This window comes from Pseudarthrobacter sp. O4 (genome assembly GCF_050157025.1).
In the GTDB taxonomy this organism is placed as follows: Bacteria; Actinomycetota; Actinomycetes; order Actinomycetales; family Micrococcaceae; genus Arthrobacter.
Map to the genome: position 1 here is coordinate 4,180,662 of NZ_CP189591.1, position 24,876 is coordinate 4,205,537.

Here is a 24,876-nt window from a genome sequence, read left to right on the forward strand (position 1 = left end):
AACGAAAGCATGACGTCATGATCATCGAAGCAGCACGCATTTTCAGCGCCGGCCAATGGCTGGAGCCCGCGTGGATCGAAATATCCGGGACACTCATCCAGGCCATCGGCCGGGGGAAGCCGGCCCGCGAACCCGACATCAGGCTGGAAACGGCCCTCGTTCCGGGATTCATAGACGCCCACGTGCACGGAGGCGGAGGGTTCAGCTTCAATGACACGGACCCGGACGCTGCAAACGGAATAGCTGAAACCCATCTGCGCCACGGAACTACCTCGATCATGGCAAGCTTGGTTACCGCGCCTCTGGATCAACTCGAAGAACACGTCCGGGCCCTTGCGCCAAAAGTCCGCAACGGCGTACTGGCCGGCATCCATCTCGAAGGGCCCTGGCTCAGCCGTTCACACCAAGGAGCGCACGCGCCGGAACTGCTGCGCACCCCGGACCCACACGAAATCAAACAGCTCCTGCAGGCAGGCGCCGGAACCGTGCGCATGGTGACCCTTGCTCCCGAACTGGAAGGGGGCCTCGATGCCCTACGCCAGATCCTGGACCACGGAGCCATCGTTGCAATCGGACACACGGACGCCTCCTACGAGCAAACCCAGGCAGCCATCCGTGCCGGGGCCACCGCGGGAACCCACATCTTCAATGGGATGCGGCCCATCCACCACCGGCAGCCCGGACCGGCCATAGCGTTACTGGAAGACCAGGAAGCGTTCGTCGAACTGATAGCCGACGGCGTCCACCTCCACCCCGCGATGATCCGGACAATCTTCAACAGCCCGGCGAGCGCAGTCCTCGTGACCGACGCCATGGCAGCGGCCGCAGCCCCCGAAGGCCGCTATAGGCTCGGGCACCTGGACGTTGACGTCCACGACGGGCAAGCCCGCCTGACGAGCAACGGCAGCATCGCCGGCAGCACGCTCACCCTGGACGCAGCACTCCGGTACGCCGTTCAGACCGCCGGCGTCCCGCTCACCGAAGCCCTCAAAGCACTGACCCAGCACCCCGCCAACATGCTGGGACTGACAGACGTCGGCCTGCTGCAACCCGGCAAACGCGCCGACCTCCTCGCACTCGATCCCGACCTCACCGTCGTCGCAGTCATGCGCGCCGGACAATGGATCTCCCACCCCTCATCCAGCGGCTTCTAAAATCGGGGCCTCATCCTTTGTCGACTCTGACCTCACCCAGCGCGACGCGGAACCGATTCCCACCCGATCTACCCGACATACGTGCGCTGTTATCGGCCGTCACGACGGCCGCGCCGGGCAGCCCGATACTGAGAACAGGGCGAACACGGGATGCAGGACCTCGCCAGCCGGCCGCATCGGTTTCCTTGGCAGGCTCCTGTGCGCCCGAGCAGCCCGCAGTCCGGTCAATGCAGCCGGGCTTCAGGCCGCCGATAATCACCGCAAGGCCAAGTTCGAAGCCGAGACGGCCGCGCTCGTGGGACTAGCCGGCCGTCAGCGACCCCTCGGAAGGCACGGTCTGGAACCTGGCCTGTGACACTTGCCACCGGGAGGGCTCTAATGGCCAGTGCCGTTAGCCGGTCACTGCGTACTCGCCTAGAATTGGATGAGATGTACGGACTTCGAAGCGCTTGATTTCGGGTTGCGTAGTGAACGAAACACGGAACAGAGCGGCTGCGATTGCGCCAGTGGTCAGCTCATAACAGGAGGAATCCAGCATGGCTGAGCACAACGACGGCGGCGGCAAAGACCGCGGCAACTTCGGCGGCGGACGAAACACAGGCGGTGGCGGGTTCCGCGGAACAAACAATGCCGGTGGCGACCCCCGAGGATTCCGAGCCAGGGACGACCGTGGCTCCGAGGGCTCCCGCCCCTCCTCCAACGATCGTGATCGAAAGCCTCCCTACAGCGGTGGTGGGGATCGTGATCGTAAGCCTTTCGGTGACCGCGGCCCGCGTGAAGGCGGGGGAGAGCGTCGCAGCTACAGCGGTGGTGGCGATCGTGATCGTAAGCCGCCCTACAGCGGTGGTGGCGATCGTGATCGTAAGCCCCCCTACAGCGGTGGTGGCGATCGTAAGCCGTTCAGCGGAAGTGATCGTAAGCCGTTCAGCGGAGGTGGCGATCGTGACCGCAAGCCTTTCGGTGACCGCAAGCCTTTCGGTGACCGTGGCCCGCGTGAAGGCGGGGGAGAGCGTCGCAGCTTCAGTGGTGGCGATCGTGATCGTAAGCCGCCCTACAGCGGTGGTGGCGATCGTAAGCCCTATGGTGACCGTCCTGTTCGCGACGGGGATCGTAAGCCGTTCAGCGGTGGTGGCGATCGCGACCGTAAGCCGTACGGTGATCGTGCCCCACGTGAAGGTGGCGGAGAGCGTCGCAGTTTCGGTGACGGAGATCGCGATCGTAAGCCTTTCAGCGGTGGTGACAACCGGAAGCCGTTCGGCAGCCGTGATGACCGTCCGGCCCGCAGTTTTGACCGAGATGACCGTCCGGCCCGCAGCTTCGACCGCGGCGGTGACTCGGGCCCGCGCCAGTTCGGCCGCGACCGTGCCGAGGACCGCCCGGTCCGTGTACCCAATGCACGGGACCTTCGCAGCGCCAATCGCCCCGACCGTGAGCGTTCACCCCAGATCGACGAAGACGTCACCGGCAAGGAACTGGACCGCGCTACGCAGCACCAGATCAAGACCCTGGAAGACAACAGCGCCGAGTGGGTTGCACGCCACTTGGTCATGGCCGGCCGCCTCATTGACGAAGAACCCGAACTCGCTTTCCAGCATGCCCTCGCGGCCAGCCGCCGCGGCGGACGCCTCGCGGCAGTCCGTGAAGCCGTCGGCCTGACTGCCTACGCCGCCGGGCACTACGGCGAGGCCCTGCGCGAATTCCGCACCTACCGGCGGATCAGCGGCTCCAACATGCACCTGCCCGTCATGGCGGACTGCGAACGTGGTCTCGGCCGCCCGGACCGTGCCCTGGACATGGCACGCTCGGACGAAGCCAAGGATCTCGACGCGCCCGGCAAGGCGGAACTGGCCATTGTGGCTGCCGGCGCCCGTACCGACCTGGGTCAGCTCGACGCCGCCGTCTCCGAATTGGAGATCGCACAGCTCGATATCAACCGGGCCTTCTCCTACAGCCCCCGCCTCTTCCGTGCCTACGCCGATGCCCTGGCAGCAGTGGGCCGCACGGCCGAATCCGAGAAATGGCAGCGCCAGGCCGTCGTCGCCGAGAACGCGCTCGGCCTCGACGTCTCAGAGGATCCGGACATCATCGACCTCGGCTGGGACGAGGAAGAGGAAGCGCGCGAAGAAGAGCAGCAGCGCCGGCTCCTCACCCAACAGGCTGCCCAGCAGGAATCTGCCTCGGCCGCGGAAGAGGCGGCCCCCCGTGCTGCCACGGCCGCAGCAGTGGCCGGCATCACGGAAACGCCCGCAGCGGAGGCCGGACTCACCGCTCTGGAGGAAGGCTCCGACGACGTCGAGTCCGACTTCTTCGAATCCGACGACGCCGAGTCCGATGAAGACTCTGTGGAAAAGGACGCCCTGGACCGCTCAGAAGTTCTGGCCGGGGACGAGTCCGAGGATGCAACAGACTCCGACGACGACGTCGACGCGGATCACGCAACGGACTCCGGGCAACCGGACCGCACCGAGGACTAGACGCGGATGGACGGCAAGGACCTGATCTCTACGTTCGACGCGCTGCTCGCTGATCTGGATGGCGTGGTCTACGCAGGACCCCACGCCATCCCGGGAGCCGTGGAGTCCCTCCGCAGGCTCGCCGGAATCGGCGTCGGGCTGGGCTACGTCACCAACAACGCGTCCCGGACGCCTGCACAGGTAGCCCAGCACCTGCGCGAGCTCGGGGCGCCGGCGGAGGACCATCAGGTGGTCAGCTCCTCGCAGGCCGCAGGGGAGCTGCTGGCTTCGCTGCTGCCTCGCGGCGCCCGCGTGCTGATCACCGGCGGAGACGCCCTGGCCCGAGAAATTGAACTTGTGGGGCTGGTCCCGGTCCGGAGCGCAACGGAGGAACCTGTTGCGGTGGTGCAGGGATTCCACCCCGACCTCGGCTGGAAGGACCTCGCGGAGGCCTCGTATGTCGTCGCCGGCGGCGCCCTGTGGGTGGCCACCAATACGGACATGTCCATTCCCCAGGCCCGGGGCATCGCCCCGGGCAACGGCACGCTGGTCGCCGCGGTGACCGCGGCAACCGGGCAAAAGCCGCTCGTTGCCGGCAAACCGGAGGCACCCCTCTTCCACGCGGCCGCCAAGCGCCTGGCCGCCGACCGGCCCCTCGTCGTCGGCGACCGGCTCGACACCGACATCCTCGGCGGCAACAACGCCGGATTCGCCACGGTGGCCGTGCTGACCGGCGTCGACACGCGGGAGTCCATCCTCGCCGCACGCACCCTCGAACGGCCCGGGTTCCTCATCAACGACCTCACGGACCTCTATCGCCCCTACCCGGCGGTGGAGCACGACGCCGGACGGTACGGCTGCGGCGCCGCCTCCGCCGTCGTGGACGGACAGACAGTCCACGTCAGCGGAGATCCCGACGATCTCAATGCCTGGCGTGCCGCGTGTTCCGCATGGTGGGCCGCCAACCCTGAGACCCTCAGTCCCCTGTCGCCGGTTCTCGAGTGGCTGGATCACTAGAGTGGATGCATGACCGAGCTGAACCCTGCACTTGAGACGGAAGCTGCAAACGAGCCAACCCTGGACGCGGACACAGCCACAGACACGGACACAGACACGGACACAGCCACGGACACAGCCACTGCGACGGACCCGGAGATGCTGGAAACCCGGGTGGACTGGCCGTCCCTTCCGGCCGGGGCAGCCGCCCAGGACCCGTATGTGGACGCCCTGCTCGAACGGCTCGGCACACTGCCCGGGCTGCCCGTCGCCGTCCACGGCGAAGTCTTCGCAGGCCTGCATGACGATCTGTTGGAGGCGTTGAACGAGGACGTATCAGGACCCATCAACACGGCAGGGGATACCGCATCATGAGCAGGCTTGACCAGGCCCTCGTCGGCCGCGGGCTGGCGAGGTCCCGAACCCATGCCGCACGGCTCATCGCCGAGGGCAAGGTCAGCTCCGGCGGCGAAGTGCTGGCCAAAGCCTCCCTCCAGGTGAACGACGATACGCACCTGGACGTCGCGGCCACCGACGAGGACAACTACGTCAGCCGGGCAGGGCACAAGCTGGCCGGCGCGCTGGACGCCTTCCCCGCCGTTGCGGTGGCGGGCAAGCGCTGCCTCGACGCCGGTGCCTCCACCGGCGGATTCACCGAGGTGCTGCTCCGCCGCGGCGCGGACCACGTCGTGGCTGTCGACGTCGGCCATGACCAGCTGGTCCCGCAGATCCGGAGCGACCCGCGGGTCTCCGTGCATGAGGGCCTCAACGTCCGCTACATGACGCCGGCCGAGATCGGCGGGCCCGTCTCCCTGACAGTGGCGGACCTGTCCTTCATCTCCCTGACCCTGGTGGTTGCGCCCCTGGCCGCCTGCACCGAGCCCGGCGGAGACCTCGTCCTGATGGTCAAACCGCAGTTCGAGATCGGCAAGGACCGGCTGGGCCGCACCGGCGTCGTGACCTCCGACCGGGAGCGCCGCCTGGCCGTGGGCAAAGTTGCCGCCGCCGCGATGGATGCGGGCCTGGAACTGCAGGGCCTGGCCAGCAGCCCGCTGCCCGGCCAGGACGGAAACGTCGAATACTTCCTGTGGATAAAGCGCGGGATCCGGACAGACCTGCCTAAGATCGAGGAGCGGGACGCAGCCGTTGCTGCGTTACTGGGAACGATCTGGCCAAAGCAGCAGCAGCACTAGAAGGCGGAACCCGATGAGCAGGCGTGTCCTCATCCTTGCCCACACCGGCCGCGAGGAATCCCTCAAGGCTGCCTGGGAAGCGTGTGCCCAGCTCCACGCTTCCGGCATTGTTCCAGTGATGCAGAAGTCCGAGCTCGGCGACATGGTCCGGTTCTTCGGCCGCCTGGACCACCCCGTCGAGGTCCTGCACGACCACGTGCAGCTGCCCGACGTCGAACTCGTCATGGTCCTCGGAGGGGACGGAACGATCCTGCGTGCGGCGGAACTGGTGCGTGAGGTGGACGTGCCGCTGTTGGGCGTCAACCTCGGGCACGTCGGGTTCCTGGCCGAAAGTGAGCGGGCGGACCTGGCGCAGACGGTCGAATGGATCGCCAGCCGGGAATACACCGTGGAAGAGCGGATGACCATCGACGTGCAGGTCTGGGTCCGCGGGCAGAAAATCTGGCACACTTGGGCCCTCAACGAGGCGGCGATCGAGAAAGGCAACCGGGAACGGATGCTCGAAGTGGTCACCGAAGTCGACGAGCGTCCCCTCACCTCGTTTGGCTGCGACGGCGTCGTCCTGGCCACTCCCACCGGCTCCACGGCCTACGCCTTCTCCGCCGGCGGCCCCGTGGTGTGGCCCGAGGTCGAAGCCCTAGTGATCGTGCCGATCAGCGCCCACGCGCTTTTCGCCAAGCCGCTGGTGGTGTCTCCTCGCTCGAGGCTTGCCGTCGAGATCCTGAACCGGACGGGTGCCCAGGGGGTGCTCTGGTGCGATGGCCGCCGTTCGGTGGACCTGCCGCCCGGCGCCCGCGTGGAAGTCACCCGCTCCGCCACGCCCGTGCGGCTGGCGCGCACCCACCAGACCCCCTTCTCCGGACGGCTGGTCCGCAAGTTCGAGCTCCCCATCCAAGGCTGGCGCGGCCCCATGCCGCAGGCCGCGGCCATCCACACCGGGCCGATACCGGTCATCCGTACCCCGAGGCCCATGCCCCCGCTGCCCACACCCCGGCACGCCGGGCCCGGCGAAACAACAGATCCCTCGACTGCGAAGTGACCCATGCTTGAAGAACTGAGAATCCGCGACCTCGGCGTCATCACCGACGCGACGCTGCCCCTCGGACCGGGGCTGAGCGTCGTGACGGGTGAAACAGGTGCCGGCAAGACCATGGTGGTGACCGCCGTCGGGCTGCTGCTGGGCGCCCGGTCCGACGCCGGCGCCGTGCGCAGCGGCGCGAAGAGCGCCTCCGCGGAGGCGATTGTGAAACTCGACGCCGGACACGCCGCGGTGGCACGGGCCCGTGAAGCCGGGGCGGACGTCGAGGAATTCGACGGCGGCGCCGAGCTGCTGCTGGCGCGCAGCGTTGGCGCCGACGGCCGGAGCCGGGCGTACCTCGGCGGCCGGGTAGCGCCTGTGGGGGTGCTCGCCGAGATCGGCGAAACCCTCGTGGTGGTCCATGGCCAGTCCGAGCAGATCCGGCTCAAGAGCCCGGTGGCGCAACGCGGCGCCCTGGACAAGTTTGCGGGGGAGAGCCTCGCCGGGACCCTGGCCGCCTACCAGGACCTGCACGGGCACTGGAAGACCATCCAGGCCGAACTGGACTCGCTCCGCAGCGCCGCCCGGGAACGCCTGCGCGAGGCGGAATCGCTGGAGGCGGCCCTCGGCGAGATCGATGCCGTGGACCCGCAGCCGGGGGAGGACGATTCGCTCAAGGCCGAGGCCGTCAAGCTTGCCAACGTCGAGGAACTCCGGATCGCGGCCACGACGGCGCACCAGGCACTCATCGCCGAAGACTTCGGCGAAGGCAGCGACGCCACCGCCCTGGTGGATGCCGCCAAGCGCACCCTGGAGCACGTGGCCGAACACGATGAGGAGCTGGGATCCGCGGCGGCACGGCTGGCCGAGGTCGGCTTCCTGCTCAACGACATTGCCACCGAACTTGCCAGCTACCAGGCGTCCCTCGACACGGAGGGCCCGGAACGGCTCGCCGAGATCGAGGACCGGCGGGCGGCTCTGGCAAGACTCGTGCGCAAGTACGCGCCGAGCATCGATGAGGTGCTGGTCTGGGCCGAGGAGTCCCGGGCCCGCCACGAGGAGCTGCAGGACGACTCGACCCGGATCGAAGCGCTGGACGCCGACGTCACCCGCACCGAGGCCGGGCTCCGGAAGCTGGCGGCCGCCATCAGCAAGGCGCGCAAGAAGTCCGCCAAGGAGCTCTCCGCCCGGGTCAGTGCGGAACTGAAAGCGCTGGCCATGGCCGACGCGACCCTCGTCATCAACGTCGACCCCGGCGAGCAGCTGGGCCCGTTCGGCGCCGACGACATCTCCTTCCTGCTCCAGCCGCACTCCGGCGCACCTGCCCGCCCGCTGGGCAAGGGTGCCTCCGGCGGCGAGCTTTCGCGTGTGATGCTCGCCATCGAAGTGGTGCTCGCCGCGGTGGATCCGGTCCCGACGTTCGTCTTTGACGAGGTCGACGCCGGCGTCGGCGGCCGGGCCGCCGTCGAGATCGGCCGGCGGCTGGCGATGCTGGCCCGGCACGTCCAGGTCCTCGTGGTCACGCACCTGCCGCAGGTGGCTGCCTTCGCGGACCAGCACATCCGGGTCACGAAGACCTCCGTGCGGGGCGCTGACGGGGCAACGGCAACCGGCTTCACCTCCAGCGACGTCCGGCTGCTCGATGCCGCGGAGCGCGTCCGGGAGCTGGCCCGGATGCTGGCCGGCCAGGAGGACTCGGAATCCGCCCAGGCGCATGCCCAGGAGCTGCTGGACGACGCCAGGCTCCTGCCGCAGCAGGCCTGACAACTCTCACGACCAGCAAACGACCAGCAAACTACAAGCAGACGGCTGGGATGACAATCACAGTTGCCGCCCGCAAACACACCCTTCCAAAGCAGAATCGATGATAGGCTCGAACTCCGTGGTGCAGCGATCAAATTCCCGTGTAAATTCCCGGTTCCCGGGCTCGTCCAAGACGACCAAACACATCTTCGTCACCGGTGGTGTGGCGTCCTCGCTCGGCAAAGGACTGACGGCTTCGAGCCTCGGTCACCTGCTGCGGGCACGCGGTTTGTCTGTAACAATGCAAAAGCTCGATCCCTATCTGAACGTGGATCCGGGCACGATGAACCCCTTCCAGCACGGCGAAGTCTTCGTGACCGACGACGGCGCCGAGACGGACCTCGACGTCGGCCATTACGAGCGCTTCCTCGATGAAAACCTCGAAGGCTCGGCCAACGTCACCACCGGCCAGGTGTACTCCACGGTCATCGCCAAGGAGCGCCGCGGCGAGTACCTCGGCGACACCGTCCAGGTCATCCCGCATATCACTGATGAAATCAAGCGCCGGATGCGCCTGCCCGCCGAGGGCAAGAACGCCCCCGACGTCATCATCACCGAGATCGGCGGCACCGTAGGAGACATCGAGTCGCAGCCGTTCCTCGAGTCCGCCCGCCAGGTCCGCCAGGACATCGGCCGCGGAAATGTCTTCTTCCTCCACGTTTCCCTCGTGCCGTACATCGGCCCGTCGCAGGAACTGAAAACCAAGCCCACGCAGCACTCCGTTGCCGCGCTGCGCTCCATCGGCATCCAGCCCGAGGCGATCGTCATCCGTTCGGACCGCGAAGTCCCGCAGCCGATGCGCGACAAGATCGGCCGCATGTGCGACGTCGACATCGACGCCGTCATCGGCTGCCCCGATGCCCCGAGCATCTACGACATCCCGAAAACCCTGCACTCACAGGGCCTGGATTCCTATATCGTCCGCGCCCTCGACCTTCCCTTCAAGGACGTTGACTGGACCAGCTGGGACAAGCTCCTCGACGCGGTCCACAACCCCAAGCACGAGGTTGAGATCGCCCTGGTCGGCAAGTACATCGACCTGCCGGACGCCTACCTGTCCGTGACGGAAGCGCTGCGCGCCGGCGGGTTCGCGAACAACACCAAGGTCAAGATCCGCTGGGTCCCCTCGGACGAATGTGAAACGCACGAAGGCGCGGTCAACTCCCTGGACGGCGTGGACGCGATCTGCGTTCCCGGCGGCTTCGGCATCCGCGGCCTCGAAGGCAAACTGGGCGCCCTGAAATACGCCCGTGAAACCAAGCTCCCGGTTCTGGGCCTGTGCCTCGGCCTGCAGTGCATGGTGATCGAGTACGCCCGCAACGTGGTCGGCCTCGAAGGTGCTTCCTCGTCCGAGTTCGAGCCGGATTCCAAGTACCCCGTGATTGCCACCATGGAAGAGCAGCTGGACATCGTCGACGGCAAGGGCGACCTGGGCGGCACCATGCGCCTGGGCCTGTACGAGGCCAAGCTGGATGAAGGTTCCGTGGTCGCCGAGACGTACGGCACCACCAAGGTCAGCGAACGCCACCGCCACCGCTATGAGGTCAACAACAAGTACCGCGAGCAGATCGCCGCCAAGGGCCTGGTGTTCTCCGGAACGTCCCCCGACGGCAAGCTCGTGGAGTACGTGGAACTTCCCCGCGACGTCCACCCGTATTACGTGGCAACGCAGGCGCACCCGGAGCTCAGCTCACGGCCCACCCGGCCGCATGCGCTGTTCTCGGGGCTGGTCAAGGCCGCCCTGGATCACCAGAAGACCGACGACGGCCGGCAGGGTGCCGCCCAGGAAGGTGCCGCCGAGGAAGCCCCTGCCAAGGATGCCGCTGCCAAGGAAGCCGCCGCCGCTGCGAAGCCGTCATCAGCTGTAGCGTCCAAGTAACTCCCGACTTAATCAAAGGACGGCGCGATGCCCGGTAGGTCTGAGACCCCCAATGCTGCACGGCAGGTTTCGGATCAACCGAGCCCGCGCCGTCTTTTGTCATCCCAGACGGTCTACGAAGGCCGGATCTGGGATGTTGTCAGCGACAGCTTCCAGCTCACCGACGACGGCGATGCCCTCGTCCGCGACTACATCGAACACCCGGGCGCGGTGGCGGTTTTGCCGATGAACGACGCCGGCGAATTATTGCTGATCAAGCAGTACCGGCACCCCGTCGGGATGGACCTTTGGGAGATCCCGGCGGGACTTCTCGACGTCGAGGGCGAGGACTTCGTCGCAGGAGCCGCCCGCGAACTGGCCGAGGAAGCCGACCTCGTCGCGTCACAGTGGAACGTGCTGGCCGACTTCTTCAACTCGCCCGGGTCCTCCAGCGAAGCCATCCGGATTTACCTGGCCCGCGGACTCAGCGATGTGCCCGGCCACGAACTGCACGTCCGCACCGACGAGGAAGCCGAAATCGAGCTGCACTGGACGCCGCTCGACGCCGCCGTCGCCGCGGTGCTGGAGGGACGCCTGCACAACCCGTCGGCTGTCGTCGGCATCCTTGCCGCCGCGGCGGCCCGCGCCGACAACTTCGGGAGCCTCCGCCCGGCCGACGCGCCGTGGCCCGCCCATCCCAGCCAGCGCTGATGGTGGAACTGGTGGCGGCCGGGCCACCCGCCCCGCAGGAAGAGGGCGCCCTGCAAGAGCGTCCCGGCGCCCCGGCCCGGGCGCCGACAGCGATTGACCGCGCGATGACGGATTATCTTCAGCACATGGGCGTGGAACGCGGACTCGCGGCCAACACCCTCTCGGCGTACCGTCGGGATCTGGCCCGCTACGCCAAGCACCTTGCGCAGTCGGGCCGGCAGCTTCCCGCAGAGGTCACCCGGCACGACGTGACCTCCTTCGTCCAGGCGCTCTCCAACGGCTCCGACGGCGGTTCCGCCCTGGGCATCCGGTCTGCCGCCCGGACAGTGGTGGCCGTCCGCGGCCTGCACAAGTTCTGGGCGCTGGAAGGTGTCACTGCCACGGATCCCGCCAGCGATGTCCACCCGCCCATGCCCGGCAAACGCCTGCCCAAGGCCATCAGCGTCGACGAAGTGACGAGGATCCTCGAGGCGGCCGGCGCGGACACCGCGACGGGTCTGCGGGACCGGGCCTTGCTGGAGTTCCTGTACTCCACCGGTGCCCGCATCAGCGAAGCCGTGGGCCTCGATGTCGACGACATCTCCCTGCAGGGCGAACAGCAGGCCGACGAGACGGGCCCGGCAATCGTCCGTCTGTTCGGTAAGGGATCGAAGGAGCGGCTGGTCCCGCTGGGGTCCTTCGGGGCCAGGGCCCTCGACGCCTATTTGGTCCGTGGCAGGCCGTTGCTCGCGGCCAAGGGGAAGGGTACTCCCGCGCTGTTCCTGAATGCCAGGGGCGGCCGGATCAGCAGGCAAAGCGCCTGGACCATCCTCAAGACGGCCGCCGGGAAGGCCAACATCACCAAGGACGTCTCGCCCCACACCCTGCGGCACTCCTTCGCGACCCACCTGCTGGAAGGCGGGGCCGACGTCCGTGTGGTCCAGGAGCTGCTTGGCCATGCTTCAGTCACCACCACCCAGGTGTACACGCTGGTCACTGCCGACACCCTGCGCGAGATCTACGCCGCGGCGCATCCCCGGGCGCTCGGCTAGAAGCGTTCGGGGCACCGTCGACGTCGGACTTCACCGCCGGAACGCCGACGCGCTGTCCCAGGCGTCCAGCTGCTCCGCCGCGGGAATCCAGACCTCACCTGCGTCGATTTCCGAGTGTGCAGCGCTACTTCCACTCGAACAGGCGGCCTTCGGACTTGCCGTCGGCCACCTGGTACTCGAACAAGACCGCGATCCCGTTGAGGCTACTCAACTCGTCGGAGGTGGATTCGTAGAACAATGCACCCCGCCAGGCGAGTTGGCCCGGACCAGTGAATCTACCGACGCCGCTGCCGGTGAAGGTCGCAGTCTGCCCGCTTGCGGTGACGACAAAACCGTTTCCGGTGCCGGCGACCGTGCCGCTGGGACGAATCGTGCCGACGTAAGTGACCGTGACGTCAACTTGGACACCACAGAGCGTGCCGACCTGATGATCGGTGACTTCGCTGCGCGGACCGAGACCAATGTCTTCCAGAACCCGCGTGCTGATGGTTTGTCCAGTGAATTCCCCGATTTGCTCTCCGAGCATCATGATCTCCTTGCCAATTGGATAGGTGCATGGACCGGAACGAATGCCACGTCGACTGACGTGACGCTCCAATCGTAGGGCGGAGACCGCTCGAGGTCGACGGCTGCACGGTGCCCGTTTCGGACAGTTCGGATGAGCCCGATCCACGCGAATGACGGCGGCAACGGCGCGGGGTCCCTGCAGCGCTAATCTTGGAGTCATGACCTCCGCCCCCGTCACCCTGTGCTTCCTGCTCCGCGATGCGCCCGGCGGAGGAACGGAGGTCCTGCTTGGCCTGAAAAAGACCGGCTTCGGCAAAGGCAGGATCGTCGGGCTCGGTGGCCACGTCGAACCGGGGGAGAGCGACGCCGAGGCAATTTGCCGGGAGGTTCTCGAGGAGGCACGGATTACAGTGCGGCAGCAGGACCTGAGCGACGCCGGCGTGGTGGAATTTGTCTTCCCGGCCAAACCAGAGTGGAACATGCACACGCGTCTCTTCACCGCCCGTCTGTGGCACGGCCACCCCCAGGAATCTTCGGAGATTATTCCGGAGTGGTTCCCTACGGGGGCGCTGCCCGTGGACCGGATGTGGCAGGACGCGGATCACTGGCTGCCCCTAGTGCTGGAAGGCCGGACGGTGGATATTGTCGTCACACTGAACGCCGACAACGAAACTGTTGCTTCGTCTGTGAGTATCCTCCGGAGCCCATAAACGGGCCCTTCGCAGATGAGCGTGGTTAGGGCGGTCTGAGAATGCCGCCGCGGTGTTGGCCGTTTCCTGTGCGGCGTGGTGCGGCGGGAAAGAGGTCAGGGCCTCTTTGAATTGGTAGCGACCAAGCAACCAATACCCAAAAGAGACCCTGACATGAATAATTCTATGTCTTGTTCCGGTGGCCGCTGGTGCACGCGCGCGGATGCGCTGCTCGGTGTCGAGGGCGTCCACGTCAGCTCCGTCACGGCAACTACGACCGGCCTGCTTCTGGGCGTCGAGACCGGCGATACCGTCAGCGGTTGCCCGGACTGCGGCGTCGTCGCGGTCGGCCACGGACGCCGTCAGGTCCGCCTGCACGACATACCGTGTTTCGGCACGCCGGTGCGGCTGCTGTGGGCCAAGCGGGTCTGGCGCTGCCCGGACCCGGACTGCCCGAGGACCACGTTCACCGAGGAACACCCGCTGGCCGGCCCACGGGCGAAACTCACCACCCGGGCCGTGGGGTGGGCGACCGACGCGTTGCAGTGTTTCGACACCTCGGTCTCGGCCTTGGCCCACCAGCTCGGCGTCTCCTGGCACACAGCCTGGGACGCCATCAAGGCAGAGGCCACCCGGCGGATCGCAGCGGCCGGCAGGCTGACGGGGGTGAATGCGCTCGGCGTCGATGAGCACGTCTGGTCCCACACCGGCCCGCCCGGATCCGGCATGGTCACCGGAATCGTGGACCACACCCGCGACGCCCACGGCGTGGTCCACGCCCGGCTGCTGGACCTCGTTCCGGGACGGTCCGGGAAGGCCTACGCCGACTGACTCAAAGACCGCGGCACCGGATTCACCGCCGGCATCAAAACAGCGGCGCTGGATCCGTTCCGCGGCTACGCCAACGCGATCCGCGACGAACTGCCCGAAGCCATCACGGTCCTGGACGCTTTCCATGTTGTGAAATTGGGATCGGCCATGGTCGACGAAGTCCGCCGGCGGGTTCAGCAGGAGACCCTGGGGCACCGCGGCCGCAAGGGCGATCCGCTCTACGGGATCCGCCGGACGCTGCAGATCGGCGCCGAACACCTCACCGAGAAACAGACCGCACGGCTCGATGCCAAGCTTGTGGCCGGGGACCACGGCCACGAAGTCACGCTGGCCTGGCAGTGCTACCAGAAGCTCCGCAACATCTACCACGCCAGGCCGGAGAAAGGCCGGGAACTCGTCAACGAGGTCCTCGCGTCGTTCCCGACCTGTCCGATCCCGGAAGTCGCCCGGCTCGGCCGGAGCCTGCGGGCCTGGAAGGCCGCGATCCTGGCCTACTTCGACACCGCTGGCGCCTCCAACGGACCCACCGAAGCGATCAACGGCGTCATCGAAACCACCCGCAGAATCGCCCGCGGCTTCCGCAACTTCCCCAACTACAGACTCAGATGCCTGCTCGCCGCCGGAGGACACCGTCCCTACCGGATCAAACAGACCAACCATGCCTAAATGCGAAGGGCCCATAAACGACGGCGGGCCGGTCGCCTCCCAGAGGTAACCGGCCCGCCGTCGTGCGCTGTTCCGTTGTTAAGTCGTAGTTACGGCACGTGCCGTTCCTCGACGCCGTTGTATTCGCTCAGCGGACGGATCAGCGAATTCGCGTCCAGCTGCTCCATGATGTGCGCGGTCCAGCCGGTGATGCGGCTGGCGACAAACAGGGGAGTGAAGGTCGCGGTGTCGAAGCCCATGAGGTGGTAGGTGGGACCGGTCGGATAATCGAGGTTCGGCTTGATCGCCTTGGCCTCGTCCATCGCCGTTTCCAACCCGTTGTACAGGCCCAGCAGCTCGGGGCGGCCGTAGTGCGCAATCATCTTGTCCAGGGCGGCCTTCATGGTGGGCACGCGGGAGTCGCCGTGCTTGTAGACGCGGTGGCCGAAGCCCATGACCTTCTTCTTCTGGGCCAGGGCGTTTTCCATCCAGGCCTTGGCCCGGGTGTGCGCCTCGTCCAGTGACTCCTCCGGCCGGATGCCGATCTCGTCGAAGGTGTGCATGACGGCCTCGTTGGCCCCACCGTGGAGCGAGCCCTTGAGCGCGCCGATGGCCCCGGTCACGGCCGAATGAAGATCCGAGAGCGTGGACGTGATCACCCGGGCCGTGAAAGTGGAGGCATTGAAGGAGTGCTCGGCGTACAAAATCATGGAGACATTGAACGCGTCGACTACTTCGGGGACGGACTCCTCGCCGAACGTCATCCAGAGGAAGTTGGCGTCGTAACCCAGATCCTCGCGGGGTTCCACCACGTCCTGGCCGTGACGGCGCCGCTGGTCGTAGGCGACCACGGCGGGCATTGCCGCGAACAGATCAATGGCCTTGGCCAGATTGGCCTCGCGGGAGGAGTCCTCAGCGAGGGGGTGCCGGGCACCCATCACGGAGGCCGCCGTCCGGCAGACATCCATCGGGTGGGAGGTGACCGGCAGAGCGTCGATCACCTGTTTGACGACAGGGTCAAGCGCACGTCCGGCGCGTTCCCTGGCCATGAATTCCGCCAGTTGCTCCGGGGTGGGCAGCTCGCCATTCCACAGCAGGTAGGCAACTTCCTCGAAGCTGCACCTGGCGGCCAGCTCCTGCACGGGGTAGCCCCGGTACAGCAGTGAATTCGTGTCCGGGTTTACCTTGGACACCGCGGTGTAGTCCACTACGACGCCGGCGAGGCCCTTTTTGATCTCTTGTTCAGCCATGCTGAAACTCCTTTGTTCCTGTCGCCTGTTGTGCCGGCCGGAGCCGGAAATCGGATGCGGGGATCACTGACCGGGGATCTGGAAATTGAAGACCCCGGTGTCAAAACGGTTGTAGGCCTCATAGTCCACGAGGTCATACAAACGCGCACGGGTCAGCATGTTTCCAACCTGTGACTCCTGTGTTCCGTCGTCCCTAATCGATTCCAGAGTACGCTCCGCAGCGCCCATGGCACTACGGAGCAGCGTCACCGGATAAATGATCATGTTGACCCCGACGCCGGCCAGCTGCTCCACCGTGAACAGTGCGCTCTGGCCGAATTCGGTCATGTTGGCCAGGATCGGCACGTCGACGGCGTCACGGATCGCCTGGAACTCGCTGAGGTCCTTCATCGCCTCGGGGAAGATGGCGTCCGCCCCGGCGTCGACGAGGGCCCGCGCCCGGTCCTGGGTGGCCTGCAGCCCGTCGGTGGCGCGGATGTCGGTCCGTGCCATGATCAGGAAGTTGGGGTCACGCCGCGCGTCGGCCGCCGCGCGGATGCGCTTGGTGGCGGTGTCGAGGTCCACGACGTTCTTGCCGTCAAGGTGGCCGCAGCGCTTTGGGTTGAACTGGTCCTCGATGTGGCAGCCGGCCAGGCCCGCGTTCTCCAGTTCCTGCACGCTGCGGGCCACATTCATCGGCTCCCCGAAGCCGGTGTCGGCATCGACGATGCAGGGCAGGTCCGTCATCCGGGCGATCTGCCCGGCCCGGGTGGCCACTTCGGTGAGGGTGGTGAGGCCGATGTCCGGCAGGCCGAGGTCGTTGGCCAGGACGGCGCCGGAAATGTAGACCCCGGCGAAGCCCTTCTCCTCGATCAGCCGTGCCGAGAGCGGGTTGAACGCGCCCGGGAACTGCTGGACGGTTCCGGAGGCCAGGAGCTCGCGGAAGCGGGTCCGCTTCTGCTCCGGCGTGACCTTCGAGTACAGCATCAGAAGAGCCCCTTCGGTGCGGCGGCGGGGTCGATCACGCCGTCGGCCGCCTGGATGTTGAGCTGGTCCAGTTCACCGGCGGCGAGTTCGGGCAGCCTGGCGGCGGCGGCGAGGAAGCGTTCGATTTCTTCGTCGGCCACGAGCCCGGCGGCGAGGGTGCGGAACTTGTTCACGTACTGTTCCCGGGCGAACGGCCGGGCACCCAGCGGGTGCGCATCGGCGACGGCGATCTCATCGGTGATGACCGTGCCGTCCTTGAGCGTGATCTCCACGGAACCGCCGAAGGCCTTCTCGGCGATGTCGAGGGAGTGGTAGCGCCGGGTCCATTCCGGGTCCTCGACGGTGGTGACCTTGTGCCAGAGTTCCACGGTGTCCGGACGCGCCGCGCGTTCGGGGGCGTAGGAATCGACGTGGTGCCACGCGCCGTCCTGCAGTGCGACGGTGAAGATGTACGGGATGGAGTGGTCCAGCGTTTCGCGGCTGGCCGTGGGGCTGTACTTCTGCGGATCGTTGGCGCCGGAGCCGATCACGTAATGGGTGTGGTGGCTGGTCTTGATCAGCACCGACTCCACGTTGGCGGGGTCCTTCAGCTCGGGATGCTCGCCGTGCAGCTTGCGGGCGAGGTCGATCCAGGCCTGCGCCTGGTATTCGGCAGAGTGTTCCTTGGTGTAGGTGTCCAGGATGGCGCGCTTGGCTTCGCCGGCTTCGGGCAGCGGCACGGTGTAGTTGGCGTCGGGGCCGTCCAGCATCCAGGCGATGACGCCGTCTTCGCCTTCGTAGATCGGCACCGGGGAGGTCTGGCCGCGCATGGCACGGTCCGTGGATTCGACGGCCATCTTGCCGGCAAATGCCGGTGCGTGGGCCTTCCAGGTGGAGATCTCGCCTTTGCGGGACTGCCGGGTGGCGGTGGTGGTGTGCAGGGCCTGGCCGATCGACTGGAAGATGGTCTCGACGTCGAGCCCCAACAGGGTCCCGATGCCGGCGGCAGCGGAGGGGCCGAGGTGTGCGACGTGGTCGATTTTGTGTTCGTGCAGGCAGATGGCCTTGACCAGGTTGACCTGGATCTCGTACCCGGTGGCGATGCCGCGGATCAGGTCCTGGCCGCTGGAACCGACGTGCTGGGCCACGGCGAGGACCGGCGGGATGTTGTCACCCGGGTGCGAGTAGTCCGCGGCGAGGAAGGTGTCGTGGTAGTCGAGTTCACGGACCGCGACGCCGTTGGCCCAGGCCGCCCATTCGGGGGCCACCCGCTCTTCGATGCCGAAGACCTTCGAGCCTTTGCCGCCGGTGGTCGGGCCGTGGGTCAGCGCCTGCGCGCGGGCGGCGACGATCGGTGCACGGTTCAGCGAGGCGATGGCCACCGAGGCGTTGTCGATGACGCGGTTGATCACCATGTCGGTGACCTCGTCGGTGACGGCGACGGGATCCGCGGCCACCTTGGCGATCTTGTAGGCGAGCTGGTCCTCGCGGGCCAAGTTTTCCTCGCTCTTGTAAACGCGGACGTGGTGTTCCTTAACCATGGTGCTCCTTTTTTAGTGAAGTATGTGCGTGGCTTTGACGTGGGAAAGACTGCGGTGCAGATGGAGCGTCGTGGCGGCTTCGGCCAGCCGGGGGTTGCCGGCTGCGATCGCCTCGGCAATGGCTGCGTGTTCGGCGGCGGCTGCGGTGAGCCGGGCCGCGTCGTCGGCCGCGAGCCGGCGGACCCGGACCAGGTGCACGCGCAGGCTGCGCATCGCCTGGGCCAGGTAGGAGTTGGAGATCGCGGCGTCGATGGCCGAGTCCAGCCTTCCGACGAGCCCGTAGTAGTCGTGCCGGGCCGGATCCCCGCCGTTGATCAAGGCGGGGGCCTGGAGCAGTTCGTTCCGCAGCTGCTCAAAGGTCGCGCGGTCGCCGCGTTCGGCGGCCAGGGCGGCGGCCTTCCCTTCCAGGGTTTCGCGCAGCTCGAACAGCTCATCGATGTCCTCGAGCGAAATGTCGGTGACGACGACGCCGCGGACGCCCGCCGTCGTCGTCAGGCCCTCTGCGGTGAGCCGGCTCAGGGCCTCCCGCAGCGGGGTGCGTGAGATGCCGAGCCGTTCGGACTGCTCTACTTCCGCAAGCACCGTTCCGGGTAGGAGACGCCATTCAATGATGTCGTCGCGTAGGGCCGCGTAGGCCTTGTCGCTGGCGCGCATCCTGCCTCCTTCGGTGCTGGGCCCTCAGTGATGGACCAGAAACAGTGTATACACGCGCGGGCCATTTGGCCAGTAATTCTCCAATATCGGGCCGCAAAGCACCAGCTGTGTATACACAGGCCCTTGTGCTGTCCGCCGGGGCCGGGCTACCATGAGCTCCATCACAACGTCGTGGACGGGATTCATTTCATGGTCACCAAGAGCTACCGGGACAGTTACGAACGCAGCCTCGAACAGCCCGCAGAATTCTGGCTGGAAGCCGCGCGCAGGATCTCGTGGTCGACGCCGCCGCGGCAGGCGCTCGATTCCAGCCGGGCACCGCTCTACGGCTGGTTTCCGGACGGGGTCCTGAACACTTCCTACAATGCCCTGGACCGCCACGTGGCGGAAGGCCGCGGCGCACAGGACGCCCTGATCTACGACTCCGCCATGCTGGGAACCCAGCAGCGCTTCAGCTATGCCGAACTCACGGAGCTGGTGGCCCGCTTCGCCGGGGTCCTGCGCAGCCACGGCGTGGGCAAGGGCGACCGCGTCGTGATCTACATGCCCATGATCCCTGAAGCGGCCATCGCGATGCTCGCCACCGCCCGGCTCGGCGCCGTGCACTCCGTGGTCTTCGGCGGCTTCGCGCCCAAGGAACTCGCCGCCCGCATCCGGGACGCAGCCCCCGCCGCAGTGGTGACGGCGTCCGGTGGCCTCGAGCCATCACGCCGGGTCGAATACCTGCCCGCCGTCGCAGACGCCCTGGAACTGGCGGGCACGCCGGACACCCCGGTGCTGGTCAAGGCCAGGGAAGGCTTCGACTCCACTGTGGCCGACCACGCCGGCTGGCTGGACTGGGACACCGAGATGGCCGCCGCCGAGCCGGCCGCACCGGTCGACGTCAAGGCAACCGATCCGCTCTACATCCTCTACACCTCGGGAACCACGGGCGCCCCCAAAGGCGTCGTGCGGGACAACGGCGGCCATGCAGTGGCGCTCAGCTGGACCCTGGAAAACATTTACGACGTCGGCCCGGGGGACGTCATGTGGACCGCCTCCGATGTCGGCTGGGTGGTGGGGCATTCCTACATCGTCTACGGGCCGCTGCTGGCCGGCGCCACCACCGTCCTGTACGAGGGAAAGCCGGTGGGGACGCCCGACGCCGGCGCGTTCTGGCGGGTGATCCAGGACCACAATGTCAACGTGCTGTTCACCGCGCCCACCGCGCTGCGCGCCATCCGGAAGGCCGACCCCGAGGCAAAGCTGCTCGAACAGTACGACATTTCCGGCCTGCGCACCCTGTTTGCGGCCGGTGAGCGGCTGGACACGGACACCTTCCACTGGGCCTCCCGGGTCCTGGGCGTCCCGGTGGTGGACCACTGGTGGCAGACCGAGACCGGCTGGGCCATCTGCGCCAACCCCCGCGGCCTCGATGAGCTGCCGATCAAGGCAGGCTCGCCCAGTGTCCCGATGCCCGGCTTCAGGCTCGACGTCGTCGATGGCACCGGCGAGGACGTCGAGGCCGGCACGGAAGGCAACATCGTCCTGGGACTGCCGCTGCCGCCGGGCACGCTCACCACGCTCTGGCGCAACGACGAACGCTACATTTCGTCCTACCTTCAGGCGTTCGAGGGCTACTACGCCACCGGCGACTCCGGCTACCGGGACGAGGACGGCTACGTCTTCGTCATGGGCCGGACCGACGACATCATCAACGTGGCCGGACACAGGCTCTCCACGGGTGCGATGGAACAGGTGATCGGGCAGCATCCGGCGGTGGCCGAATGCGCCGTGATCGGTCTCGCCGACCCGCTCAAGGGCCAGCGGCCCAGCGGTTATGTGGTGCTCAAGTCCGGGGTGGACGTGCCCGAGGAGACTCTGGTCAAGGACCTCATTGCCCTGGTGCGGCGCGACATCGGGGCGGTGGCGGACTTCAAGCACGTCACCGTGGTGGAGGCCCTGCCCAAGACGCGTTCGGGAAAGATCCTGCGCAAGACCATGCGTCAGATCGCCGACGGCGACGACTACGTGGTGCCGTCCACAATCGAGGACGCCGGCGTGATCGACCAGCTCATCGGGACCCTGCGCCCCGCCGCAGGTGGGGAGTAGCGGCCCGGGAGTAACAGGCGGGGGAGCAGCGGCCGGCACTTGGGTCGTCCTTGTGTTGCAGAGTTACCGTGAACCTGGGGTTTGCTGTGCCAACTTCATCCATGCCTCAATGCCGGTGGCATCCAGCGGAAGGGCGTCGGAGATGACGTCAGAGCCCGAGGAAGTGACCACAGTATCGTCCTCCAGCCGGACACCGATTCCGCGCAGCTCCGGCGGCACGGTGAGGTCGTGTTCGTGGAAGTACAGCCCCGGCTCCACCGTCAGCACCATGCCCGGCACCATCGGGGCACCCTGGTAGCTCTCGTAGCTGGACTGCGCACAGTCGTGGCAATCCAAGCCCAGGTGGTGGCCCACCCCGCACACCAGGTAGCGGCGGTGGTGCTGGCCTTTCGGAGACAGCGCCTCGTCCACGGAGACCGGCAGCAGGCCCCAGTCGTGCAGGCCGTTGGCAATGACCTCCATGCAGGCCTGGTGGAAGTCGGCGAAGTACTTGCCCGGCCCCACCTGGGCAAGCCCGGCCCGGTGCGACTTTTCCACGAGGTCGTGGACCTGCCGCTGGATAGGGCTGAAGGTACCCGAGCCCGGGAACGTGCGCGTGACGTCGGCGGTGTAGAAACTGTTGGTTTCCACACCCATGTCCAGCAGCAGGACCTGGTCCTCCAGGACGGGGCCGTCACACCGCACCCAGTGCAGCGTGGGGGCATGCTTTCCACTGCCCACAATGGTGGCGTAGCCGACTCCGTTGCCGTAGGCACGGGCGTGCCGGTCAAAGGTGCCCTGCAGCCAGCGTTCGCCGCGGCCGGAAATGGCCGTGGGCACCTCGGCCAGCACGGCCGCAAAACCTTCAACCGTGTGGTCCACGGCCTCGCGCAACTGGGCGATCTCCCATGGATCCTTCACCATGCGCAAGGTAGAGAGCTCCCTGCCCAGCATGGCACCGGCGTCGATGCCGTGGCGGGCGGCAAGCCCGGCAGGCAGGCTGCCGGCACCCAAGGTGGCGGACCCGGGCCGCATGGCCGCGGTGATGCCGGCGTCCAGCTCGGCCAGCGGCTTCACGGGCAGCGCCAAGGCTTCGGCCCAGTCGGAAAAATCGGGTGCCGAGCCAACCCACATCTCCCCCTGGGCGGCATTTGTGAAGAACTCGGGGTTGTCGGCATAAAAAGGTGCCGGGATGTAGAGCACGGAGTCGTGCCCGGCGGCCGACGGCGCCATGACCAGGACCGCGCCGTCAATCGGGGCACCGGTCAGCCAGTAAAAATCGGAGTCCGGGCGGAAGCTGTAGTAGGTGTCATTGCTGCGCACGGGGGCCGTTCCGGCGCCGATGACCAGGGTCTGGCCGCGGAACGCCTCGGATGCCCGGGCCCGGTGCTCCCCGGCCGCTGCTGCAGCACCGGCCACGACGGGCGGCGTCCGGTCCGGGGTGCCCCATCCCTGGCTCATGTAATCGGCGAACGCCGGGATGTTTGCCAGCCGGGGCAGGCGGGGGTCCGTCCCAAGGGGTGCCGGCATGGAACGGATGGCGGTGGCGTCTGTTGAAGTCATACGAGTTTGTTTCCCATCTCCACCTCAATGCGCGGGGCACAGGAGCACCTCCCCACATTTGTGGCGTACTTTTTGTTGTAGCGAATTGTTCGTTTTGCACTGGTTGAAGCCGGTGCTCAATATCTCCCAGGTGGCTGCACAGGATGGCTGTTTCCTGCATAGGCACCGAATCCCGGAACGTGCGTCCCGCCGGCGAGTATCCACCAGAAGGGATCATCGCCATCGAGGCGTCGCCTCAGGATCTCTTGTCCCGGGCTCGCCCGCCGGCGTCGCCAGCGGACAAGGTGCGAGGCGGCCGCCTGCAGCCAGTTTGAAGCAACCATCAGTTCAGTTCCTTTCGCGTTGCGAGTGCAGGGGAAGGGGCCGGCCCCGTGCCCGGTGTTTCGGGCGTCCCCTGCGGTACCCCCGCAGGGTGGCCCGACGTGCAAGGTTGCGCACTCCGCCATGCATGGCGTGCTAATGGCGTAGAGCGGCTACCCGTTCCGGCGTCCGTCTACGAGGCGCGGCAGTCCGAGCGGGTTTTCCTCCCGCAGGGCGTCGGGCAGCAGATGCTGCGGGAAGCCCTGGTACGCGACGGGTCGGAGGAAGCGTTCGATCGCGGCGGTGCCGACGGAAGTACTGCCAACAGCAGTCGTCGCCGGGTAGGGACCACCGTGCTGCTGGGCGTAGGTGACCGAGACGCCTGTGGGCCACTGGTTCCAGACCACGCGGCCGGCCTTGCGGGCGAGGACTTCTACCAGGTCTGCGACATTGCAAGATTCCGTGCCATGGATCGTGGCAGTCAGCTGCCCCTCGAAGGTCCCGGCGAGTTCCGGGAGTTGGGACTCGTCGTCGTATGCCACAACGACGGCGGCCGGGCCGAAGCATTCTGTCTGGAGCGTTTGCGGCTCAGCAAGCACGTCCGCGGCCGTGGTGAGCAGGAGGGTGGGGCCGGGAGGGGCGGCCAGAGGTGCCGGGCCCTGGGCCAGGACGTCGATGCGGGGGTTGTCCTGCAGGCCAGCGAGCACCGCTGTGTAGCCGGACTGGATCCGTTCGTTGAGCAGTGGAGCGGCAGGCGGCAGGGTGGCATTGCGCAGCGCCTCCACGACGCCCGAGCCGGCCGGGACGAACAGCATGCCGGGCTTGGTGCAGAACTGCCCGGCCCCCAGGGTGAAGGACCCAAGGAACCCTTCGGCGATCTCCGCGCCACGCTCGGCGGCTGCGGCTTCGGTGACGAATGCCGGGTTGTTGCTGCCCAGCTCGCCGAAGAAGGGGATCGGTTCGGGCCGGGAGCTTGCGATGTCGAAGAGCGCCCGTCCGCCGGGGATGGAGCCGGTGAAAGCTCCGGCTTTGACCCGGGGGTCCCGCAACGCCGCGGAGCCGGCGGCGGTACCGGTGATCAGAGCGAAGGCGCCCTCTGGTGCTCCGGCCGCGCCGAGGGCTGTTGTGACCACTTCGCCGGTCATCCGGGAGAGACCCGGGTGCCCGGAATGGGCCTTGAGCAGCACGGGGCTGCCCGCGGCAAGGGCGGAGGCGGTGTCGCCGCCTGCCACCGAGAACGCGAAGGGAAAGTTGCTGGCTGCGAACACGAGGACCGGGCCCAGGGGCACCAGCATGCGGCGCAGGTCTGGCCGCGGCGCGCCCATGGGCCAGTCGGCGTCGGCGTGGTCCACACGGGCGTCCAGGTAGGCGCCATCTCGGAGCACCTCTCCGAAGAGGCGCAGTTGGAAGGTGGTGCGCTTTAGCTCGCCCCGGAGACGGGCCTCGGGCAGGTTGGTCTCGCGTTCGGCCACCGGGATCAGCTGGTCTGCCGCTGCGTCGAGGGCGTCCGCCACGCAGTCGAGCAGGGTGGCGCGCTCAGCCGGGCGCAAGGCCGCGAGCGGCGCGGCGGCCGTATGCGCGGCGGCGAGGAGCGACTCAAGTTCGGCATCAGTGGTGGGCTCTACTATGGCGGGGGCGATCGCGGTCATGTGCGGTGTCCTTCC

The 24,876-nt window shown here is 67.2% G+C and carries 18 protein-coding genes and 2 pseudogenes; 13 read left to right on the plus strand and 7 right to left on the minus strand.

The annotated features are described in order from the left end of the window. Positions 1 to 17 precede the first annotated feature (17 nt). The 10 genes from nagA to xerD all read left to right on the plus strand — a co-directional run bounded on the left by nagA (position 18) and on the right by xerD (position 12,217). Positions 18 to 1,154, plus strand: a complete 1,137-nt coding sequence (nagA, locus tag ACQCSU_RS19345) for an N-acetylglucosamine-6-phosphate deacetylase (protein ID WP_426976896.1) — start codon at positions 18 to 20, stop codon at positions 1,152 to 1,154. A 536-nt stretch (positions 1,155 to 1,690) separates the two neighbouring features. Then, entirely contained in the window at positions 1,691 to 3,628 is a 1,938-nt protein-coding gene (locus tag ACQCSU_RS19350; RefSeq protein ID WP_426976897.1) for a hypothetical protein, read from the plus strand. A gap of 6 nt (positions 3,629 to 3,634) precedes the next feature. Next, positions 3,635 to 4,624, plus strand: a complete 990-nt coding sequence (locus ACQCSU_RS19355; RefSeq protein ID WP_426976898.1) for an HAD-IIA family hydrolase — start codon at positions 3,635 to 3,637, stop codon at positions 4,622 to 4,624. A 9-nt stretch (positions 4,625 to 4,633) separates the two neighbouring features. Next, the gene (locus ACQCSU_RS19360; protein ID WP_426976899.1) at positions 4,634 to 4,978 is read left to right on the plus strand and encodes a hypothetical protein; all 345 of its coding nucleotides are present in this window, start codon (positions 4,634 to 4,636) and stop codon (positions 4,976 to 4,978) included. Continuing rightward, on the plus strand, positions 4,975 to 5,796 hold the full coding sequence (locus ACQCSU_RS19365; RefSeq protein ID WP_426976900.1) for a TlyA family RNA methyltransferase: 822 nt from the start codon (positions 4,975 to 4,977) through the stop codon (positions 5,794 to 5,796). Before ACQCSU_RS19360 ends, ACQCSU_RS19365 begins: the two co-directional genes overlap by 4 nt. Positions 5,797 to 5,809: 13 nt before the next feature. Then, a complete protein-coding gene (locus tag ACQCSU_RS19370; protein WP_426976901.1) occupies positions 5,810 to 6,835 on the plus strand; it encodes an NAD kinase in 1,026 nt (341 codons plus the stop codon). A 3-nt stretch (positions 6,836 to 6,838) separates the two neighbouring features. Then, positions 6,839 to 8,578: a DNA repair protein RecN gene (gene recN / locus ACQCSU_RS19375; protein ID WP_426976902.1), complete on the plus strand. Its 1,740-nt coding sequence runs from the start codon at positions 6,839 to 6,841 to the stop codon at positions 8,576 to 8,578. Between the two features lie 100 nt (positions 8,579 to 8,678). Continuing rightward, positions 8,679 to 10,496, plus strand: a complete 1,818-nt coding sequence (locus ACQCSU_RS19380) for a CTP synthase (protein WP_426976903.1) — start codon at positions 8,679 to 8,681, stop codon at positions 10,494 to 10,496. A gap of 27 nt (positions 10,497 to 10,523) precedes the next feature. Continuing rightward, complete coding sequence (locus ACQCSU_RS19385; RefSeq protein WP_426976904.1) at positions 10,524 to 11,186, plus strand: NUDIX domain-containing protein; 663 nt, start codon at positions 10,524 to 10,526, stop codon at positions 11,184 to 11,186. A gap of 104 nt (positions 11,187 to 11,290) precedes the next feature. Beyond that, positions 11,291 to 12,217: a site-specific tyrosine recombinase XerD gene (gene xerD / locus ACQCSU_RS19390; protein WP_426979861.1), complete on the plus strand. Its 927-nt coding sequence runs from the start codon at positions 11,291 to 11,293 to the stop codon at positions 12,215 to 12,217. A 124-nt stretch (positions 12,218 to 12,341) separates the two neighbouring features. On the opposite strand, the gene ACQCSU_RS19395 is transcribed toward xerD, so the two are convergent. Continuing rightward, positions 12,342 to 12,746: a hypothetical protein gene (locus ACQCSU_RS19395; RefSeq protein WP_426976905.1), complete on the minus strand. Its 405-nt coding sequence runs from the start codon at positions 12,744 to 12,746 to the stop codon at positions 12,342 to 12,344. A gap of 196 nt (positions 12,747 to 12,942) precedes the next feature. Between ACQCSU_RS19395 and ACQCSU_RS19400 the strand changes: the two genes are divergently transcribed. After that, positions 12,943 to 13,434, plus strand: a complete 492-nt coding sequence (locus tag ACQCSU_RS19400) for an 8-oxo-dGTP diphosphatase (RefSeq protein ID WP_426976906.1) — start codon at positions 12,943 to 12,945, stop codon at positions 13,432 to 13,434. 153 nt (positions 13,435 to 13,587) lie between these two features. Continuing rightward, positions 13,588 to 14,910: pseudogene (locus tag ACQCSU_RS19405) on the plus strand (ISL3 family transposase). Between the two features lie 89 nt (positions 14,911 to 14,999). Here the strand turns inward: ACQCSU_RS19405 and ACQCSU_RS19410 are convergent. The 4 genes and pseudogenes from ACQCSU_RS19410 to ACQCSU_RS19425 all read right to left on the minus strand — a co-directional run bounded on the left by ACQCSU_RS19410 (position 15,000) and on the right by ACQCSU_RS19425 (position 19,279). Then, complete coding sequence (locus tag ACQCSU_RS19410) at positions 15,000 to 16,139, minus strand: bifunctional 2-methylcitrate synthase/citrate synthase (RefSeq protein WP_426976907.1); 1,140 nt, start codon at positions 16,137 to 16,139, stop codon at positions 15,000 to 15,002. A 63-nt stretch (positions 16,140 to 16,202) separates the two neighbouring features. Then, positions 16,203 to 17,105, minus strand: a complete 903-nt coding sequence (gene prpB, locus ACQCSU_RS19415; RefSeq protein WP_426976908.1) for a methylisocitrate lyase — start codon at positions 17,103 to 17,105, stop codon at positions 16,203 to 16,205. Further along, complete coding sequence (locus ACQCSU_RS19420; protein WP_426976909.1) at positions 17,105 to 18,625, minus strand: MmgE/PrpD family protein; 1,521 nt, start codon at positions 18,623 to 18,625, stop codon at positions 17,105 to 17,107. Before ACQCSU_RS19420 ends, prpB begins: the two co-directional genes overlap by 1 nt. Further along, positions 18,618 to 19,279, minus strand: a pseudogene (locus ACQCSU_RS19425) (GntR family transcriptional regulator). The gene ACQCSU_RS19420 and the pseudogene ACQCSU_RS19425 overlap by 8 nt, the downstream one beginning before the upstream one ends. Positions 19,280 to 19,468: 189 nt before the next feature. On the opposite strand from ACQCSU_RS19425, the gene ACQCSU_RS19430 reads away from it, so the two are divergent. Further along, positions 19,469 to 21,370: an AMP-binding protein gene (locus ACQCSU_RS19430; protein WP_426976910.1), complete on the plus strand. Its 1,902-nt coding sequence runs from the start codon at positions 19,469 to 19,471 to the stop codon at positions 21,368 to 21,370. 63 nt (positions 21,371 to 21,433) lie between these two features. Here the strand turns inward: ACQCSU_RS19430 and ACQCSU_RS19435 are convergent, their stop codons facing one another. After that, positions 21,434 to 22,912, minus strand: a complete 1,479-nt coding sequence (locus ACQCSU_RS19435) for an aminopeptidase P family protein (protein ID WP_426976911.1) — start codon at positions 22,910 to 22,912, stop codon at positions 21,434 to 21,436. Positions 22,913 to 23,385: 473 nt separating this feature from the next. Next, positions 23,386 to 24,861, minus strand: coding sequence for an aldehyde dehydrogenase (NADP(+)) (locus ACQCSU_RS19440; RefSeq protein ID WP_426976912.1), 1,476 nt, complete (start codon positions 24,859 to 24,861; stop codon positions 23,386 to 23,388). Between the last annotated feature and the right edge of the window lie 15 nt (positions 24,862 to 24,876).